Source organism: Niveispirillum sp. BGYR6 (assembly GCF_027568365.1).
Lineage (GTDB): Bacteria > Pseudomonadota > Alphaproteobacteria > Azospirillales > Azospirillaceae > Niveispirillum.
This window is the reverse complement of record NZ_JANLNL010000013.1, coordinates 15,149-33,495: the sequence shown is the minus strand read 5'-3', so window position 1 is coordinate 33,495 and position 18,347 is coordinate 15,149. Positions and strand designations below refer to the sequence as shown.

12 protein-coding genes are annotated in these 18,347 nt (G+C 61.6%); 10 read left to right on the top strand and 2 right to left on the bottom strand.

What is annotated here, in order from left to right:
• Positions 1-185 precede the first annotated feature (185 nt).
• From PCJ49_RS21350 to PCJ49_RS21335, 4 genes are all read left to right on the top strand, one after another.
• Positions 186-1,514, top strand: coding sequence for a dicarboxylate/amino acid:cation symporter (locus PCJ49_RS21350; protein ID WP_089289180.1), 1,329 nt, complete (start codon positions 186-188; stop codon positions 1,512-1,514).
• 46 nt (positions 1,515-1,560) lie between these two features.
• The gene (locus PCJ49_RS24790) at positions 1,561-3,426 is read left to right on the top strand and encodes an ATP-binding protein (protein ID WP_269912736.1); all 1,866 of its coding nucleotides are present in this window, start codon (positions 1,561-1,563) and stop codon (positions 3,424-3,426) included.
• Positions 3,419-4,795 carry a sigma-54 dependent transcriptional regulator gene (locus PCJ49_RS21340; protein ID WP_269912735.1) on the top strand — a complete coding sequence of 459 codons (1,377 nt, stop codon included), beginning with the start codon at positions 3,419-3,421 and terminating at the stop codon, positions 4,793-4,795. The genes PCJ49_RS24790 and PCJ49_RS21340 overlap by 8 nt, the downstream gene beginning before the upstream one ends.
• 155 nt (positions 4,796-4,950) lie before the next feature.
• On the top strand, positions 4,951-6,144 hold the full coding sequence (locus PCJ49_RS21335) for a DUF3644 domain-containing protein (RefSeq protein ID WP_269912734.1): 1,194 nt from the start codon (positions 4,951-4,953) through the stop codon (positions 6,142-6,144).
• A gap of 10 nt (positions 6,145-6,154) precedes the next feature.
• Here PCJ49_RS21335 and PCJ49_RS21330 read toward each other — a convergent pair whose 3' ends face one another.
• The gene (locus PCJ49_RS21330; RefSeq protein WP_269912733.1) at positions 6,155-6,304 is read right to left on the bottom strand and encodes a hypothetical protein; all 150 of its coding nucleotides are present in this window, start codon (positions 6,302-6,304) and stop codon (positions 6,155-6,157) included.
• Positions 6,305-6,351: 47 nt separating this feature from the next.
• A complete protein-coding gene (gene hisC, locus PCJ49_RS21325; RefSeq protein ID WP_269912732.1) occupies positions 6,352-7,410 on the bottom strand; it encodes a histidinol-phosphate transaminase in 1,059 nt (352 codons plus the stop codon).
• A 190-nt stretch (positions 7,411-7,600) separates the two neighbouring features.
• Between hisC and PCJ49_RS21320 the strand changes: the two genes are divergently transcribed.
• The 6 genes from PCJ49_RS21320 (at position 7,601) to PCJ49_RS21295 (ending at position 18,337) form a co-directional block, all read left to right on the top strand.
• Positions 7,601-9,742 (top strand): TonB-dependent siderophore receptor, encoded by a 2,142-nt coding sequence (locus tag PCJ49_RS21320; protein ID WP_269912731.1) that lies wholly within the window; start codon positions 7,601-7,603, stop codon positions 9,740-9,742.
• A gap of 138 nt (positions 9,743-9,880) precedes the next feature.
• Complete coding sequence (locus PCJ49_RS21315; protein WP_269912730.1) at positions 9,881-11,392, top strand: FAD-binding oxidoreductase; 1,512 nt, start codon at positions 9,881-9,883, stop codon at positions 11,390-11,392.
• A 115-nt stretch (positions 11,393-11,507) separates the two neighbouring features.
• Entirely contained in the window at positions 11,508-13,631 is a 2,124-nt protein-coding gene (locus PCJ49_RS21310) for a TonB-dependent receptor (protein WP_269912729.1), read from the top strand.
• Positions 13,632-13,819: 188 nt separating this feature from the next.
• Positions 13,820-16,225 (top strand): TonB-dependent receptor, encoded by a 2,406-nt coding sequence (locus PCJ49_RS21305; RefSeq protein WP_269912728.1) that lies wholly within the window; start codon positions 13,820-13,822, stop codon positions 16,223-16,225.
• Positions 16,225-17,508 carry an aminotransferase class V-fold PLP-dependent enzyme gene (locus PCJ49_RS21300; RefSeq protein ID WP_269912727.1) on the top strand — a complete coding sequence of 428 codons (1,284 nt, stop codon included), beginning with the start codon at positions 16,225-16,227 and terminating at the stop codon, positions 17,506-17,508. The genes PCJ49_RS21305 and PCJ49_RS21300 overlap by 1 nt, the downstream gene beginning before the upstream one ends.
• 73 nt (positions 17,509-17,581) lie before the next feature.
• Positions 17,582-18,337, top strand: coding sequence for an SDR family oxidoreductase (locus tag PCJ49_RS21295; RefSeq protein ID WP_269912726.1), 756 nt, complete (start codon positions 17,582-17,584; stop codon positions 18,335-18,337).
• Positions 18,338-18,347: the final 10 nt, after the last annotated feature.

Genomic DNA, 18,347 nt, shown 5'->3' with positions numbered 1-18,347 from the left:
GTCAGAAAATCCCGCAGCGCAGCATAGATTTTTTGCAAACGCGAAATTGTTTTGTTTCAAACGATTATCAGGATGGCCTCCCAACCCGGCCGGTTGGCACGCCGTGTGCCTATAAGGCTCCCAAGCCGCCCTTTCCTGTCCGGGGTGGTCATGGTTTAAACGGGAGGCAAAGAATGGCCCAGGAAATGACCGGTGGTGCCGTGGCAGCACCAAAGCCCAAGAAGTTCTATCAGAGCCTCTATGTCCAGGTGCTGACGGCGATCGCCATCGGTATCGCGCTTGGGCATTTCTATCCCGAGCTTGGCACCGCCATGAAGCCGCTGGGCGATGCCTTCATCAAGATGATCAAGATGCTGATCGCGCCGATCATCTTCTTCACCGTCGTCCACGGCATTGCCGGGATGGAGGATATGAAGAAGGTGGGCCGCGTCGGCCTGAAGGCGCTGATCTATTTCGAGGTGCTGACTACCCTGGCGCTGGTCATCGGTCTGCTGGTTGTCAATCTGTGGCAGCCGGGCGCCGGCATGAATGTCGATATCGCCACGCTGGATACCAAGGCCATTGCCACCTATACGGCCAAGGCCAAGGAACAGGGCACGATCGAATTCCTGATGCATGTCATCCCCTCCACGGTGGTGGGTGCCTTCGCGGAAGGTGAGATCCTGCAGGTGCTGTTCATCGCCATCCTGTTCGCCTTCGGCCTGCATTCCATGGGTGAGCGCGGCCGCCCGCTGCTGCACATGATCGACAGCGCCTCGACCGTCTTCTTCAAGATCGTCGGCATCATCATGAAGGTGGCCCCCATCGGTGCCTTCGGTGCCATGGCCTTTACCATCGGCAAGTATGGCGTCGGCACGCTGGTGTCGCTGGGTCAGTTGATGGCCGCCTTCTATCTCACCTGCCTGCTGTTCATCTTCCTGGTGCTGGGCGCGGTTGCCCGCGCCACCGGCTTCTCCGTCTGGCGCTTCATCAAGTACATCAAGGAAGAGCTGCTGATCGTGCTCGGCACCTCCTCCTCTGAAAGCGCGCTGCCGCGTCTGATGACCAAATTGCAGAAGCTGGGGGCGGAAAAGTCTGTCGTCGGTCTGGTGGTGCCCACCGGTTATTCCTTCAATCTGGATGGCACCTGCATCTATCTGACCATGGCCGCCATCTTCCTGGCCCAGGCCACCAACACCGACCTGACCATCTGGCAGGAACTGTCGATCCTGGCCGTGCTGCTGCTCACCTCCAAGGGGGCGGCGGGGGTCACCGGTTCCGGCTTCATCGTGTTGGCGGCCACGCTGGCCACGGTGGGCCATATCCCGGTTGCCTCCATCGCGCTGATCCTGGGTGTTGACCGCTTCATGTCCGAAGCCCGCGCCCTGACCAACCTGATCGGCAATGGCGTCGCCACCCTGGTGGTCGCCAAGTGGGAAGGTGCGCTGGATCAGGACAAGCTGACCCGGGAGCTGGCCAACCCGTCCCCGGACGTGGAAGCCGCACCGGCTACCCGTTTGGCCCCGGCTGAATAAGCCCCAGGGTCTCCCGGCCAGGGCCGGCGGTGCGGAAAGGGCAGGGGTGTTAAGCGAGACCACCCCATCGCCCGTTCCGTACCGCCGGCCCTTTGTTTATGGTGGTAAAGATCGCCCAACCCAAGCGAGGCCCATCCTGAAACCGCATTGGCGCCGTGCCCTGTTCTGGTTGATCCCCGCCCTGATCGCGGTGCTGGCCGCTGGCGGGGCGGGATGGCTGGCGGAGCGGCTGGCCATTGCCCAGCTGCTGGAACAGGCCGGCCCCCGCCGTGACATCTATGTCGAAGGTTTGCGCAGCGAGCTGGGGCGGTATGAGACCCTGCCGTCGGTCATGACCTATTCCACCACCCTGCGCCAGATGCTCTCCGCCCCCGGCAATGAACCGCTGAGCCAGCGGGCCAGCACCTATCTGGAGCAGGTGGCCACCGTGTCGGGTGCCGCCGCCATCTATGCCATCGACACAGAGGGCACGACGCGGGCCGCCAGCAACTGGCAGGGGCCGGCCAGCTTTGTCGGCATGAATTTCTCTTACCGTCCCTATTTCCGCGATGCCATGGCCAAGGGCTATGGCCGCTTCTATGGCATTGGCACCACCAGCGGGGAGGCGGGATATTACTTTGCCCGCTCCATCCCCGGCCCTGAGGGGGTGCTGGGGGTGGTGGTGGTGAAGGTGACCTTGACCGGCATGGAACGCACCTGGGGCCAGGCTGCTGACCGGGTGCTGGTGAAGGATGGGCATGGCGTGACCATCCTGTCCTCCGTGCCGGGCTGGACCTTCCGCACCCTGGAACCGCTGTCCGATGGTTTGCGCGAGCGGCTGGCGGCCACCCGCCAATATGACCGGGTGGAGCTGCAGGGGCTGGCGGTGCAGCAGCTGGCCGATCTGGGGGCCGGGGCCTCTGTCCTGCGCATTGGCGGGCCGGGGGCAAAGCCGCTGCTGGCCACGGCCCGCAATGTGCCGGGCACCGATTGGCAATTGCTGCTGCTGACCGACATGGCCCCCGTGGCCAATGCCCAGCGCATCGCCTGGGCGGCGGGGGCGGCGTTGGTGTTGCTGCTGACGCTGGTGGCCATGCTGGTGCGCCAGCGCCGCCGCACCCGCGCGGCCGAACGCGCCACCCGTGCGGCCCTGGAACGCTCTGCCCAGGCCTTGGAACGGGAGGTGGCGGCCCGCACGGCAGAGCTGGTGGCGGCGAACGACGATCTGCGCCGCGCCCAGGATGGGCTGGTGCAGGCGGCCAAGCTGGCAGCCTTGGGCCAGTTGGCCGCCGGCATCACGCATGAGTTGAACCAGCCGCTGGCGGCCCTGCGCACCCTGTCGGATAATGCCGCCGCCTTCCTGGCGCGTGGCAAGGCCGACCGGGTGACGGAGAATCTGACCATGATCGGCCAGTTGACCGAGCGCATGGCCCGCATCACCGGCCAGTTGCGCGGCTTTGCCCGCAAGTCGGAAAACCGGCCGGAACCGGTGCGGCTGGCCGTGGCCGCCAGCAACAGTCTGGCCCTGCTGGCGGAAAAAAGCCGGCGGCTGGATGCGACGGTTGAAACCGCCATCGACCCCGACCTCTGGGTGCGGTTTGATCCGATCCGGCTGGAACAGGTGCTGGTCAACCTGTTGGGCAATGCCCTGGATGCCGTGGCCGGCGGCCCGGTGCGGGAAGTGCGGCTGGAGGCGGTGCGCGACGGTGGCCGCGCCCTGGTGCGGGTGCTGGATAGCGGGTCCGGCATTGCGCCGGAAAGCCTGCCCCACCTGTTCGAGCCCTTTTTCACCACCAAGCCGCCGGGCCAGGGGCTTGGATTGGGGCTGGTGATTTCCGCCGGGATGGTGCAGGACCATGGGGGAAGCATCCATGCCGCCAACCGCCCGGAAGGAGGGGCAATGTTCACGATCGACCTGCCCGCCCATGGCTGAGAGACCCCCGCGCATCCTGCTGGTGGAGGATGAGGACGCCGTGCGCCTGGGCATTGAACAGGCGCTGGAACTGGCCGACCTGCCCGTCACCGCCTTTGCCGCCGCAGAGCCGGCGCTGGCCGCCCTGAAGGCGGGGCCCGCCGACCTGCTGATCACCGATGTGCGCCTGCCCGGCATGGACGGGATGGATTTGCTGCGCGCCGCCCAGGGGCTGGACCCCGATCTGCCCGTGGTGCTGATGACCGGGCATGGCGATATCAGCATGGCCGTTGGGGCCATGCGCGACGGGGCCTATGATTTCATTGAAAAGCCCTTTGCCTCTGAGCGCTTGACCACCACCGTTCACCGCGCCCTGGAACGAAGCCGCCTGTCGGCGGAGGTGCGGCGGCTGCGCGCGGCGCTGGATGGCGACCATGGCATTGACAGTTTGATCCTGGGCCGGTCACCCGCCATGCAGGCGCTGAAACGCACCATTTTGCAGGTCGCCGATACCGGGGCCGATGTACTGGTACTGGGGGAGACGGGCAGCGGCAAGGAAATGGTGGCCCGCGCCCTGCACCAGTTTTCCAGCCGCGCCAACCGGCCCTTTGTGGCGCTGAATTGCGGGGCCATCCCGGAAAGCATGTTTGAAAGTGAGCTGTTCGGGCACGAGGCCGGGGCCTTCACCGGGGCCGGCAAGCTGCGCATCGGCAAGCTGGAATATGCCGATGGCGGCACCGTCTTCCTGGATGAGATTGAGAGTATGCCGCTGGCCCTGCAGGTGAAGCTGCTGCGGGTATTGCAGGATCGCAAGGTGGAGCGGCTGGGGGCCAACAAGGCGATTCCGCTGGATTTGCGCTTTGTCGCCGCCACCAAGGCCGATCTGGGGGAATTGTCGCGCGCCGGCAAGTTCCGGGAGGATTTATATTACCGCCTGAACGTGGTGCCCCTGACCATCCCGCCCTTGCGGGAGCGGCCGGAGGATATCGGCCTGCTGCTGGACCATTTCATGGGCCAGACGGCGGGCCGCCTGGGCCGCGTGCCGCCCTTTGTATCGGAGGCGGAACGACAGGCCCTGTTCGCCCATGGCTGGCCGGGCAATGTGCGCGAACTGGGCAACCTGGCCGAACGCGCGGTGATCGGCCTGCCCCTGCTGCCCGCCGGGCTGGGCGGTGGGGCAGGGGCACCCCCGGCCACGGCCCCCGCTGGCACCCCCGGTTCAGCCAGTCTGGCCGATCTGGTGGACGGCTTCGAACGCCGCCTGATCGCGGACTCCATGCGCCGCCACAAAGGCGATGTGGCGGCGGTGAGTGCCGAGTTGCAGGTGCCGCGGAAGACGCTGTACGATAAGCTAAAACGGTTTGGGTTGGAGATTGAGACGTTTCGGTGAGGTGGAGGAATTACCTAAAACTGTACTTTTCTGGGGAGGGTGTGAGTCAGAGTATTATTATAGCGTGCATTTGTTGGTGTTTTGCGCAACTTTTTTCTTGGAGCAACATTAGAATTATGTTATTATAACCTGATTTTTCAAAAAGTGAGCGGTAAATGGTTGTTCGCTATAAAAACGGTTCATTGACAGACACAGAAAAAGCTATTGTCAAAGCTTTGTTGGACAAGGGTTGGCGCAATCAAGACATCCAGGCCCTTGTAAATATTGGTAGAGATTCCACCATTAATAGTGCTCGCGTTACCGAAGTGAAAAAAGATAAGGACATTTTACCGGCAAGCGATGAGCTTGTAGAATTTTTTAAAATTAAAAAAGAATCTTACAGCTCTAAGACAGGATTAAATTTATTTGATCATGAGCGTTTGATTCGGGCTCGTGAGGCAATGATTTTAGCGGTGCAGATTTTTAATAGCCCTGCGATTTGCTTTAAAACAGAAGTATTCTCTATGTTATCGTATGTGGCTTGGACATATCTCATGCACGAGTATTATGAGCGCAGAGGAGTTAGAATAGTTGGAAAGGACGATCGATCGCTGCTGTTAAGTCAAATAATTGACCGACAGGATTGTCCTTTGTCGAAAGGCGTTAAAGATAATTTACGATCCTTGAAAATTATACGTGACAATGTAGAGCATAAGATGCTTGGCAGGGCTGACAAAAAATGGTTTAGTTTGTTTCAAGCTTGTTGTTTAAATTTTGATAAATCTATACGTGAGCTATTTGGTGAAAAATTAACGTTGTCTCATGACCTTTCTTTTGCGTTGCAATTTACGAAATTTGATTTTGAGCAGGCTTCCACCTTCAATAGCTATGAAATACCAGGGTATATTAATGCTTTGGATGCGCGATTAATTGAGGGGATGACTGAATCACAGATAGATGATCTTGAGTATCAGTTCCGTGTTGTTTACACGCTTGATTCGGCAAACAAATCTCGATCTCATTTCCAGTTTATTCAGCCAGAATCTGCAGAAGGAAAAAATATCCGAAACGTTCTAGTTCAGCATAAACTAGCAGATCATCTTTATCCTCATAAGCCGAAGGATATTGTAGATGCTGTTAAGGAGAGAACCGGGAAGGATTTTACAATACACAATCACACACAGGCATGGCGAAAACTTCGAGTAAGACCAAAAAAAGGTTCACTTCAGCCGGAGAATACTAATAAAGACTATTGTATTTATCATGTAGCGCATAACGATTACACATTTTCAGATTCTTGGATTCGGCGTTTGGTAGATGAGGTTAGTGATGAGTGTAAATTTATGGAAATAAAATCATTTAAGATATAGTTTGCTATATTCATTTGAGTTCTTTGTGTGAATATTTTCTTGAATCAAATTTATCGTGGTTTTGAATATTGGCTGAAGATTGATAAAAATCGACACTATTTTTGATGTGATCAAGGGCTTCTCGAAGCCCTTGTAGAATACGATTAACACTGTCACTCATTTCTTGTCTCTTTCTCATTAGAACCCTTAACCTCAACCGCCCACCCCTCACCCCAAAACCTCCCCCAACGCCGTCACCAGCCGCGCGCACTCGGCTTCCGTCCCCACCGTAATCCGCAGGAAGTCCCCGATCCGGTCCTTTTGGAAGTGCCGGATCAGGATGGCCTTTTCTCGTAACGCGGCGGCCAGCTCCTTGCCGGCGCGGTCCGGGTGGCGGGCGAACAGGAAGTTGGCGGCGGAGGGCAGCACCTCGAACCCCAGCCTCTGCAGCGCGACCGTCAGCGTCTCCCGGCTGGCGATGATGCGCTGGCGCTGGGTTTCGAACCAGTCCTGGTCGGTCCAGGCGGCCACGGCACCGGCCAGGGCCAGCCGGTCCAGCGGGTAGGAATTGAAACTGTCCTTCACCCGTTCCATCGCCTCAATCAACGGGCGCTGGCCCACGGCAAAGCCGACGCGCAGCCCCGCCAGGCTGCGCGACTTGGAAAAGGTGTGGATCACCAGCAGGTTGGGATAGGTCTTGACCAGCGGGATGGCGCTTTCCGCGCCGAAATCCACATAGGCCTCGTCAATCACCACCACCTGATCGGGATGGTCGCGCAGCAGCGTTTCAATCTCGGCCAGCGGCAGGGCAATGCCGGTGGGGGCGTTGGGGTTGGGCAGGATGATGGCGCCACAGGGCCCCTTGTAATCCGCCACCTGCACCTGCATCGCCGCATCCAGCGGGATGGTGCGGAAATCAATGCCGTATAGCCGGCAATAGGTGGGGTAGAAACTATAGCTGATATCGGGGAACAGCAGCGGCTGATCATGGTTCAGCAGCGCCTGGAAACAGTGGGCCAGCACCTCGTCCGACCCATTGCCGACAAACACCTCATCCACCGACAGGCCGTGGCTGTCGGCAATCACCTGCCGCAGGGCCAGCCCCGTCGGGTCTGGGTACAGGCGCAGCGTGTCATCCACCGCCGCCTTGATGGCCGCCAGCGTGCGGGGGGAGGGGCCATAGGGGTTCTCATTGGTGTTCAGCTTGATCAGACCATGAATCCGGGGCTGTTCACCGGCGACATACGGGGTCAGGCTGTGAACAATGGGGCTCCAGAAACGGCTCATTCCCAATCACCAATCGTCGTAGGCGGCCCTGGCCGCACCGGAAAGCAGGGTTGAGTAACATAGGGATATTGCTGGCCGATTGCACGCCCCTCCCAGGGGAAGGCTGCTGCCCATCCGCCGCACGGCTGCTACCCGCCGCAATAATTTGATAATGAGAACGACTCTTATTATTTATGTGCGCGAATTATGAATGTCGATAATAGGGGTGGGGGTACCGATGAATGTGAAGGGGATTTTGCGGGCGGGTGCCGCCCTATGGTTGCTGGGCGCATTGACGGCACCCGTTTCGGCGCAGCAGGAACAGGCGGCGGAGCAAGTGGCCCAGCGGGCGACGGCGGAGGATATTGTCGTCATCGGCACCCTTGAACGGCTGAAACAGCCGGTCAGCAGCGGGGCGCTGGGGGAAAAGAGCATTCTGGACACGCCTTATTCCGTTACCCTGGTGGATAAGGACGAAATTGCGCGGCGTCAGGCCACCAGCGTCGGCCAGATCTTCATCAATGATCCCGGCGTCTTCTCCTATGCCAGCCCCGGCACCACCAATTGGTGGGGCACCCAGATCCGGGGGCTGGGCGTGCGCAATTACTATATCGATGATGTGCCGCTGGTGCTCTATTGGGGTAGCGACTTCCCGTTGGAATCGGTGGAAACGGTGCAGGCGCTGAAGGGGCTGACCGGCTTCATGTATGGTTTCGGCGCGCCGGGCGGGGCTATCCTCTATCAGACCAAGCGTCCCACGGCGCAGCCGCTGCTGACCACCGAACTGGGCTATCGCAATCCCGGCGTCCGCTATGGCCATATTGATGCCGGTGGCCCGGTGGGGGATGGCAGGCTGGGTTATCGCCTCAATCTGGCCGGGGAACAGGGGAAGGCCTATAGCAAGGCGGGGGTCAATCGCTGGGTCGGGTCGCTGGCCCTTGATTACGCCATCACGCCCGATCTGCGCTGGCACGCCACCGCCACGCATGAGGCCAGCAAGCTGGAGCATGAGCCCTTCCATTTTTATTGGGCCCGGTATCAGGGCACGGTTCTGCCGGAACCGACCTATGATTATGACAATTTGAACGTCGATAATTCCTATTACCGCACCCGCACCACCAGCGTTGCCACCGGGCTGGATTGGGATCTGGCGGATGATTGGACCGCCAAGCTGAATTACGGCTATACGCGCAAGAACCATCAGTCGAACAAGATGTTCGCCTATATGCTGAATCGTGCCGGCGATTATCAGGGCTACGCCTATAATTTCGCCGAGACCGACCAGGCGCATTTCGGCCAGGGGATGGTGCAGGGCAAGGTGGAGACGGGGCCGATCCGGCATGAACTGGTGGCAGGCGTGGCGCTGCACCGGACCCTGTCCGATTTCGGCGCGCTCACCTCCTACTGGAATAACGATTTCAACGGCAATATCTATCAGCCGCAACGTTTCCTGGTGACCCGCGATCTTGATTTCAGCACGGCGGGCAGCCCGTCGGACCAAAGGCAGACGGCTTTGTTCGTCTCCGACACGCTGCATTTCGGCTCGCAATGGCAGGCGATTATCGGTGCCCGTCACACAAAGTACAAGCTGCTGGATCTGGATGGCGACCCCACAGTGGATAGCGGCTATCGCACCACCGCCACCACCCCCACCTTCGCGCTGATCCACAAGCCGGCGGAATATATCTCGCTCTACGGTTCTTATGTGGAATCCATGGAGGGGGGCACGCGTGTGGGCGGTGAATATGCCAATGCCGGCGAGGTTCTCGACGCCACCATCTCCAAACAATATGAGGGTGGGGCGAAATATGACCATGGCGGGGTCAGCCTGACGGCGGCGGCCTTCCGGGTTGAACGGGCCAACCAGATCATCAATGAGAGGGAGGGCCGCCGCTATCTCACCCAGGATGGTTTGAATATCTATAAGGGGGTGGAATTCACCGGCGCCTACCGGGTGAATGATGATCTGCGCCTGGGCGTGGGCACCCTGTATCTTGATCCCACCATCGACAAAGTATCCGCCGGCAATGAGGCGCTGCGCGGCCATATCCCGGCAGAGGCATCGCGCTGGCAGTGGCTGGCCAATGCCGAATATCAGGTGCCGTGGGTGGAGGGGCTGCGCCTGCATGGCAATATCCGCTATTTCGGCCGGGGGCCGGTGGCGGATGATAACCAGCTCTATGTGCCCAGCCGGGTGGTGGCCAATGCTGGCTTCCAGTACAGCACCAGCATTGCCGGCCGCCGGGCCGACATCACGGGCAATATCAACAACCTGTTCAATCGGAAATATTGGAGCTTCAGCAGCGTCGGAGAGGCGCGCAACGCCTCTCTCAGCGTAAAATTCTACTGGTGACAATGATGGGGCGGCGGGTGATCGCCGCCCCATGGCGCCCTGACGTTTTGATTGTAAAACACCATCGATTGTTCTCTGAAATCTTGCGCACGACGCATATGCCCTGATAAACCTATGCGATAAGTTATCGGAGGCATCATGCTACGCAAAATTGAACATAACCGCCGTTCTTTTCTGGCTGGCCTGGGCGGGCTAGCCGTTGCCACACAGATGCCGGGGCCGATACGGCTGGCCCGCGCCGCCGATGGCGACCGTGCCTATTGCCCCCCACCTTCCGCCTGGACTGATCTGGCCAAGGCGATGCAGGGGCCGGTGCTGCGCCCGGAAGACCCGAATTTCGCCGATGTCTGCCGTCCCAACAATCTACGCTACAATATCCCGCCCCAGGGCATCGCCCGCTGTGAGAAGGCGGAGGATGTGCTGACCTGCATCCAATGGGTGAAGAAGCATAACAAGCCGTTCGCCGTGCGCTCCGGCGGGCATAATTATGCCGGCTTCTCCTCCACCCCCGGTCTGCTGATCGACATGTCGCTGATGAAGGGGGTGGAACCCGTCGGCAAGGATGGGCTGGTGCGGGTGGAGGGCGGCATCTCCAATGCCCTGGTCTATAAGTCACTGGAACGTATGGGCCGCACCATCACCCATGGCCGCTGCGATGCGGTGGGGGCGGCGGGCTTCCTGCTGGGCGGCGGCATCGGCTTCAACATGCGCCTGCTGGGCATCGGCTCCGACCTGTTGACGGCGACCGATCTGGTCACGGCGGAGGGGGAGCTGCACAGCGCCAACGATACCCATGACCGCGACCTGTTCTGGGCCTGCCGCGGCGGGGCCGGCGGCAATTTCGGCATCAACACCGCCTTTACCCTGCAAACCTATCCGGTAAGCACGGTCAGCGTGTTCAAGCTGACCTGGGAGGGGGGCAACCTGACAGAGGTGCTGACGGACTTGCTGGAACAGCTGAACAGCGCGCCGAAGGAATTCGGCAGCAAGATCAGCGTCACCATGCCCAGCCTGGCCGAACGCTGCGCCGGCAAGGGGATCAGCCTTTCGGTGCTGGGCCAGCTGCATAAGTGCGACAAAACCCTGGAAACCATCTTTGGCAAATGCTGGGAAACAGCCACAAAAAAGGTGGTGAAGCCGGACATCGCCTATTGGGAAGGCCAGGATTTCCTCAGTGAATCCCCCTATCCCTATTATTATCAGGAAAAATCCAGCTACATGATGGCCAACCGCCTGACCAAGGCCGCTGTCGGGGAGATGATGGAGCTGGCGCACAAGCTGCCCGGCACGGCCATGCCGGTGGCCTTCAAGTTCTTCCAGCTCGGCGGGACCATCAACCAGATGAAGCCGACCGAAACCGCCTATGTGCATCGCGGGTTTGACTGGCTGTTCACGGTGGAAATGAACTGGTGGCAGCCCACCGATCCGCCAGCCCAGGTGGAGGCCAACCTGATCTGGCAGCAGAATTTCTACAATCTGGCCAATCAGCAGACGGGGGCGGTGGGGGCCTATCAGAACTTCTCCGACCCCACGCTGGGTGATTGGCCCATCGCCTATTATGGGGAGAATTATCCCCGCTTGCAGAAGGTGAAAAAGCAGGTGGACCCCAAATCGCTCTTCACCTTTGCCCAGGCCATTCAGCCGGCGTAACAGGGCTGCCCCGCCGTTACGGGGGGCTATCCTGGCTGCCCGTAACGGTATGTAACTTGTGCCCCGCTTTCCCCCCGCCGGATATCGGCAGCAGAACAGGCAAGGGAGGAAAGCCATGCACGACCAACCGCAAAGGGTTCTATCGCTACGACAAGCCAGGGGGCTCCCCGCCCTGAAACTGGCGTTGCTGGCCGGTATTCTGCTGCCGGCCAGCAGCCCGGCCGCCCCCGCCGCGACGGAGGTGGCGGCGGTGGAAGAGGTGGTGGTGACCGCCCAGCGGCTGGACCTGATCGGCACGGCTGTTACCTCCAGCCAGGGCGTGGTGGTGAAGGAGGAGCTGGACCTGCTGCCGGCCTATCGGCCGGGCCAGATGCTGGAAACGGTGCCGGGCCTGGTTGTCACCAGCCATAGTGGGGAGGGTAAGGCCAACCAGTATCTGCTGCGCGGTTTCAACCTGGACCATGGCACCGACATGGCCACCAGCGTGGACGGGATGCCGGTCAATATGCGCACCCATGCGCATGGCCAGGGCTATACCGATCTGAACTTCATCATTCCCGAACTGGTCAGCGGCATCGGCTATACCAAGGGCCCTTATTTCGCCGCCCAGGGGGATTTCTCCGCCGTGGGCTCCGTCCAGTTGGGCTATCTGGACCGGATGGACCCGCAGGCGGCCCTGACGGTCGGCACGCTGGGATATAAGCGCCTGTTCGGCGCTGGCAGTGCCGAGATGGGGCAGGGCCGTCTGCTGGCCGGTGGGGAACTGGTGCGCTATGACGGGCCGTGGGACCATCCCGACAATCTGCACAAGACCAACGCGGTCTTGCGCTATGCCCAGGGCGACCGGGAGGATGGGTTTGGCCTGACCGCCATGTATTATCGGGGCCGCTGGAATGCCACCACAGACCAGCCGCTGCGCGCCATCGAACAGGGGCTGATCGGCCGTTATGGCACGCTGGACCCCACCGATGGCGGGCAGGCCCGGCGCATCAGCCTGTCCGGCAATGTCGCCCGGTCGCTGGAACGGGGCTGGCTGGCCGGCGGCCAGCTGACGGCCAATGCCTATGTTATCGACAGCAAACTGACGCTGTGGAACAACTTCACCCATTTCCTGGATAATCCCGTCGATGGCGACCAGCACGCCCAGAATGAGAACCGGACGGTGATCGGCGGGGCCATCCGCTATGGCCAGAAACTCGATTTCCTGGGCGTGGAGCATGAGCTGGCGGGCGGCCTGGACGGCCGCTATGATGATGTGCGCGTGGATCTGCAGACCACCAAGGCCCGTGTTACCACCGGTTTTCTGAAGGATGATACGGTCCGGCAGACGGGGGCGGGCGCCCATCTCCAGCTCACCAGCCGCTGGACGCCCTGGCTGCGCACCGTTGTCGGGCTGCGCGGGGACTATATGCGCGCCACCGACCGTGGCAGCAATGCCGGGAAGGTGAGCGCGCACCTGTTGCAGCCCAAGGGCAGCGCCATTGTCACCCTGTGGAAGGACACGGAATTCTATGTCAGTGCCGGTCGCGGTTTTCACAGCAATGATGTGCGCGGCGTCACCCAGGGCGGTGCGGCCCTGCTGGCCAAGGTGGATGGGGAGGAGGTGGGGCTGCGTTCCACCATCCTGCCCAACCTGACCGCCACGCTGACCGCCTTCCAGATGGATTTCGGTTCTGAGCTGACCTACAGCGCCGATGCCGGACAGACAGAGGCCGGCCGGCCCAGCCGCCGGCGCGGCCTGGAACTGAACAGCACCTACGCCCCCTGGTCCTGGCTGGAATTCTACAGCAGCATCGCCTTCAGCCATGCCCGCTACCGGGATGCTGACCCGGCTGGAAAATTCATCCCCGACGCGCCGAAATATATCGGCTCGCTGGCGATCTATCTGAAGGAACTGGGGCCGTCCGGCAGCGGCAGCCCCTGGCTGGCCGGCACCTGGGCGGCCGGGCGTCTGTCTGCCGGTGCGGAGTTCCGTTACCTCGGCACCCACCCGCTGATCGAAGATAACAGCATCCAGTCCAGCGGCTACAAGGAATGGAACCTGTTGACCAACTATACGCTGGAAAGTGGGATGAGCCTGGGGATCGGGGTCTATAACCTGTTTGATAGCAAGGATGATGCCGCCGTCTATCACTATACGGACCGGCTGCCGGGCGACCCTGCCGAAGGGGTCAGCGACCGGCATGTCCACCCGCTGGAACCGCGTTCGGTCCGCTTCACCGTGGCGCAGAAGTTCTGACCTTCCCTTATCTGCTAAATTTTAAGACCAATTTAAGATTTATGCAGACATGAATATAACAATCATGCAACCGTAACCAAACCACAGCCAAAGCGTCATCGGCCAACTTTATACCCCGCTTCGCCATTCTGATTGATGAGCACCCGCCGCCTTGCCGGCGCGGATGCTCCAGAAACGAAGCGAGTCTGATGATGAAGATGCGTACCGGTACCGCCATCACGGCGGTGATGCTGGCCTCCAGCCTTTCCACCGCCTTTGCCCAGGAGGCCACGCAAATGGCCGCCAATGAGCCGGTGGTGCTGGAAGAAATCATCGTCACCGGGACGCGCGGCAGCCAGCGCACCGTCTTTAACAGCCTGTCCCCCATCGATGTGGTGGGGGGCAGCACCATTGACAGCACCGTGTCCAGCGAGCTGGTGGATGCGCTGGCCCAGGCCATCCCCAGCTTCAATGTGCAGCGCCTGCCGGCGGCTGACGGGCAGGCCTTTGTTCGCCCGGCGCGGCTGCGCGGCCTGTCGCCGGACCAGACCCTGGTGCTGGTCAATGGCAAGCGTCGCCATCGCTCGGCCCTGCTGGGGTCGCGCGGGGCGCAGGCCGTCGATCTGGCGCAGATCCCCAACTTCGCCATCAAGCGGATTGAGGTGCTGCGCGACGGCGCAGCGGCGCAGTACGGGTCGGACGCCATTGCCGGCGTGATCAATGTCATTCTGGATGATCAGCCGGGCTTCCAGGCTTTCAGCCAGGTGTCGCAATATTATGAAGGCGATGGCACCGAATATCAGGCCGGCGCGCAGGGCGGCTGGGGGATCGGCCAGGGCGGCCATGTCACCGGCACGGTGGAATGGACCAAGGCCGACGCCACCTCGCGCAGCCGCCAGCGTGCCGATGCCATTGCCTTCCAGCAATCATCCGGCCTGCAGGTGCCCAACCCGGTGCAGCGCTGGGGCCAGCCCGATCTGGAAACCATCCGGCTGGCGCTGGACAGTGCGCTGCCGCTGGGGGAAAAGGCCGAAGCCTATCTGTTCGGCACCTATGGCGAAGGCGATGGCTGGACGGATTTTAATTGGCGCAACCCCGCCAATACCAGCAATGTCTATAAGGCGACCAAGGCGTTCCCCGGCTGGAATGCCAACCGGCTCTATCCGGCCGGCTTCACCCCCCGCTTTGGCCAGGAAGATCAGGATTACAGCCTGGTCGGCGGTGTGCGCGGCAATCTGCTGGGCGATCTGCGCGCCGATCTTTCCGCCTCCTATGGCCGCAACCGCATCGATTACAAGATGAAGGAGAGCCTGAACGCCTCCCTCGGCCCCAACAGCCCGACCCGCTTCGATGCCGGTTCGCTGATCCAGGAAGAAAAGAACCTCAATCTGGATTTCAGCTATCCCTGGGAAAGCGGTCTGCTGGCCGGCCCGGTGAATATCGCCTTTGGCGGGGAGCGGCGGCAGGAAATCTACAAGGTTGTGGCCGGCGACTACGCCTCCTACGCGGTTGGCCCTGGTGCGGCGGAGGGGCTGGCCACCGGCTCCAACGGTTTCCCCGGCTACAGCCCCGATCAGGCCGGCCGCTTCGACCAGACCAGCTATGCCGCCTATATCGATGTCGAAGCGCCGATCACCGCTATCTGGACCGTCGGTCTGGCCGGCCGGTATGAGGATTTCTCCGAATTCGGCCACACGACCGACGGCAAGATTTCCACCCGGATTGAGCTGATGGAAGGGCTGGCCCTGCGCGGTTCCGCCTCCACCGGTTTCCGCGCCCCGACGCCGGCGCAGGTTTACAGCACCCGCACCTCCCAGGGGCTGGATACGGTGACGCTGAACACCTTCACCTCGGGCCGGCTGTCGCCGTCCAACCCGGTGGCGCAATATTTCGGTGCCCAGCCGCTGAAGCCGGAGGAATCCACCAACCTGTCGGCCGGCTTTGCCTATCAGAACGGCGATGGCTTCACCGCCACGGTCGATGCCTATCAGATCAAGCTGACCGACCGGTTTAGCCAGTCGGCCAGCTTCACCGTCACGCCGGCCATCCGCAGCCGGTTGATCGCCCTGGGCGTGCCGGGGGCCAATACCTTCACCTCTGTCAGTTTCTTCACCAATGATTTCGACACCCGCACGCGGGGGCTGGATATTGTCGCATCCTACGCGCTGCCGGTATCCGATGGCACGCTGCACCTGTCCGCCGCCTATAATTTCAACCAGACCAGGGTGACCGGCGGCGGGTTGAATGCCAGCGATACGCAAAAGCGCCTGTTTGAGGAAGGCTTGCCGGAACATAATGCCAGCCTGTCGGCGGAATATCGCTGGGGGGATTTCAGTGTGCTGGCCAAGCTGCGCTATTACGGCAAATGGACCGACAGTTCCGGCAATGCCACCGGCGACCTGTTCCAGAGCTTCGGGTCGCAGAGCTTTGTCGATCTGGCTGGAAGCTGGAACGTGACGGAAAATGTCACCCTGCGGGTCGGCGCCGAAAACATCTTCGACAGCTACCCGGAAGAGGCGACCTTCCAGGCCAGCCGCGGCCTGGTCTATTCCCGCAACGCGCCCTATGACACCGATGGCGGCCAATATTATGCGCGGGTGGAGGTGCGGTTCTGATGCCGGGTTGGACACGGCGACATCTGTTGCAAGGTGGCGGGCTGGCCCTGGGGGCCGGCCTGCTGCCGGCCGCCGCCGCAAGCCCGGTTCCGCCGCCGCCGGCCACGGGCGGTGCGCCCGCTGACAGTGCCTTCTGGCGTTCGGTGGCGGCACAGTATGACGTCACACAGCAGGTCACCCAGCTGGAAAACGGCAATTGGGTGATGATGGCGCGGCCGGTGCTGGCGGAATATCAGCGCCAGCAGGCGCGGGTGAATGCCGAAACCTCCTTCTATGCCCGCCGCAGCTTCGGCCCCGATGCCAAGCGGGTGGTGGAGCGGGTGGCCGGCCTGATTGGCTGCGGGCTGGATGAAATTACCCTCACCCGCAATGCCACAGAGGCGCTGCTGGCCCTGATCGGCGGTTATAACCGGCTGCGGCCGGGCGATACGGTGATCTATGCCGATCTGGATTATGATGCCATGCAGGCCGGCATGGCATCGCTGCGCCAGCGGCGCGGGGTGGAGGTGGTGCGCATCGACCTGCCGGAACCGGCAACCTATCAGGGACTGATCGATGCCTATGCGGCGGCACTGACGGCGCATCCGAAGACCCGGCTGCTGCTGTTGACCCATCTGACCCACCGCACTGGGCTGATCCTGCCGGTGGCGGAGATCACCGCCATGGCACGGGCGCGCGGGGTGGATGTGATTGTCGATGCCGCCCATTCCATCGGGCTGGTGGAATTCACCGCCGACAGTCTGGGGGCCGATTTCGTCGGCTACAACCTGCATAAATGGATCGGCGCGCCGGTGGGGGTGGGGGCGCTTTACATCCGGCGCGGCCGGGTGCCCGATATTGATCCCAGCCCGGCGGAGATGGACCCCGCCCCCGACAATATCCGCGCCCGCGTGCATACCGGCACCCGCGATCTGGCAGCATTGCTGGCCGTGCCGGCGGCCATTGATTTTCACCAGTCCATCGGCACCAATCGCATTGCCGCCCGGCTGCGCCATCTGCGCGACCGTTGGGCGGAGCCGCTGCGCGACCATCCGGCCTATGAGATATTGACCCCAACTGACCCGCGCCTGACCGGCGGGCTGACCAGCTTCCGCCGGCGTGGCGTGACGGGGGAGGCGGAAAACGCTGCCATCTCCCGGCAATTGCTGGAAAAATACGGCATCTTCACCGTGCATCGCGCCGGCGTGGCGCGGGGGGCCTGTGTCCGCGTCACGCCGGCCCTGTTCAATCAGGAAGCCGATATGGACAAGCTGCTGGCTGCCCTGCGGCATATGGCGGGATGACTTTCCGTATCTGATAGCCATTATCATCTGCTAGGAGAGGGGCCCCCTTTCCGTGGAATAAGGACCCAGGCAGATGCAGGCACCCAATCCGGCCCCGGCCCGCAAGATCATGCTGTTGACCGGCGCCAGCCGGGGCATCGGCCATGCCACGGTGAAGGTTTTCTACCGCAATGGCTGGCGCGTGCTGACTGTTTCCAGGGCGGCCTTCAATCCGGAATGCCCCTGGCCCGGCGGGCGGGAAGATCATATCCAGGCCGATCTGGCCGACCCGGCGGGGTATGAGGTGCTGGCGGCAGAGGTGCGGCAGCGTCTGGGCGGGGCGGGCCTCAGCGCCCTGGTCAATAATGCCGCCGTCTCCCCGAAAATGCCCGGTGGCGGGCGGCGCGGCGTGGCCGACACCAGCTATCAGGACTGGCTGTCAGTCTTTAATATCAACCTGTTCGCCGCCGCCACGCTGTCACGTCACCTGCTGCCGGAATTGCGGGCGGCGGGTGGCAGCATCGTCAATGTTACCTCCATTGCCGGGTCACGGGTCCACCCGTTCGCCGGCCCGGCCTATGCCTGTTCCAAGGCGGCGCTGGCCGCGCTGACCCGTGAACAGGCCTTTGATTATGGCCGGCTGGGCGTGCGGGTGAACGCCATTGCGCCGGGGGAGATTGACACCTCGATCCTGTCCCCCGGCACAGAGGAAATCGTCAAAACCCAGATCCCGATGCAGCGGCTGGGCGACCCGATGGAGGTGGCAAAGACCATCCTTTTCCTCTGCTCGCCCGATTCCGCCTATATTAACGGGGCGGAAATCCATATCAATGGCGGTCAGCATGTATAGCTGGCAGTTC

What these genes read in the sequence shown, in the direction of transcription:
- PCJ49_RS21350 (WP_089289180.1), top strand. Translation starts at nt 186, where the DNA reads ATGACCGGTGGTGCCGTGGCAGCACCAAAGCCCAAGAAGTTCTATCAG.
- PCJ49_RS21340 (WP_269912735.1), top strand. Translation starts at nt 3,419, where the DNA reads ATGGCTGAGAGACCCCCGCGCATCCTGCTGGTGGAGGATGAGGACGCC.
- PCJ49_RS21335 (WP_269912734.1), top strand. Translation starts at nt 4,951, where the DNA reads ATGGTTGTTCGCTATAAAAACGGTTCATTGACAGACACAGAAAAAGCT.
- PCJ49_RS21330 (WP_269912733.1), bottom strand. Translation starts at nt 6,304, where the DNA reads ATGAGTGACAGTGTTAATCGTATTCTACAAGGGCTTCGAGAAGCCCTT.
- hisC (WP_269912732.1), bottom strand. Translation starts at nt 7,410, where the DNA reads ATGAGCCGTTTCTGGAGCCCCATTGTTCACAGCCTGACCCCGTATGTC.
- PCJ49_RS21320 (WP_269912731.1), top strand. Translation starts at nt 7,601, where the DNA reads ATGTCGATAATAGGGGTGGGGGTACCGATGAATGTGAAGGGGATTTTG.
- PCJ49_RS21315 (WP_269912730.1), top strand. Translation starts at nt 9,881, where the DNA reads ATGCTACGCAAAATTGAACATAACCGCCGTTCTTTTCTGGCTGGCCTG.
- PCJ49_RS21310 (WP_269912729.1), top strand. Translation starts at nt 11,508, where the DNA reads ATGCACGACCAACCGCAAAGGGTTCTATCGCTACGACAAGCCAGGGGG.
- PCJ49_RS21305 (WP_269912728.1), top strand. Translation starts at nt 13,820, where the DNA reads ATGATGAAGATGCGTACCGGTACCGCCATCACGGCGGTGATGCTGGCC.
- PCJ49_RS21300 (WP_269912727.1), top strand. Translation starts at nt 16,225, where the DNA reads ATGCCGGGTTGGACACGGCGACATCTGTTGCAAGGTGGCGGGCTGGCC.
- PCJ49_RS21295 (WP_269912726.1), top strand. Translation starts at nt 17,582, where the DNA reads ATGCAGGCACCCAATCCGGCCCCGGCCCGCAAGATCATGCTGTTGACC.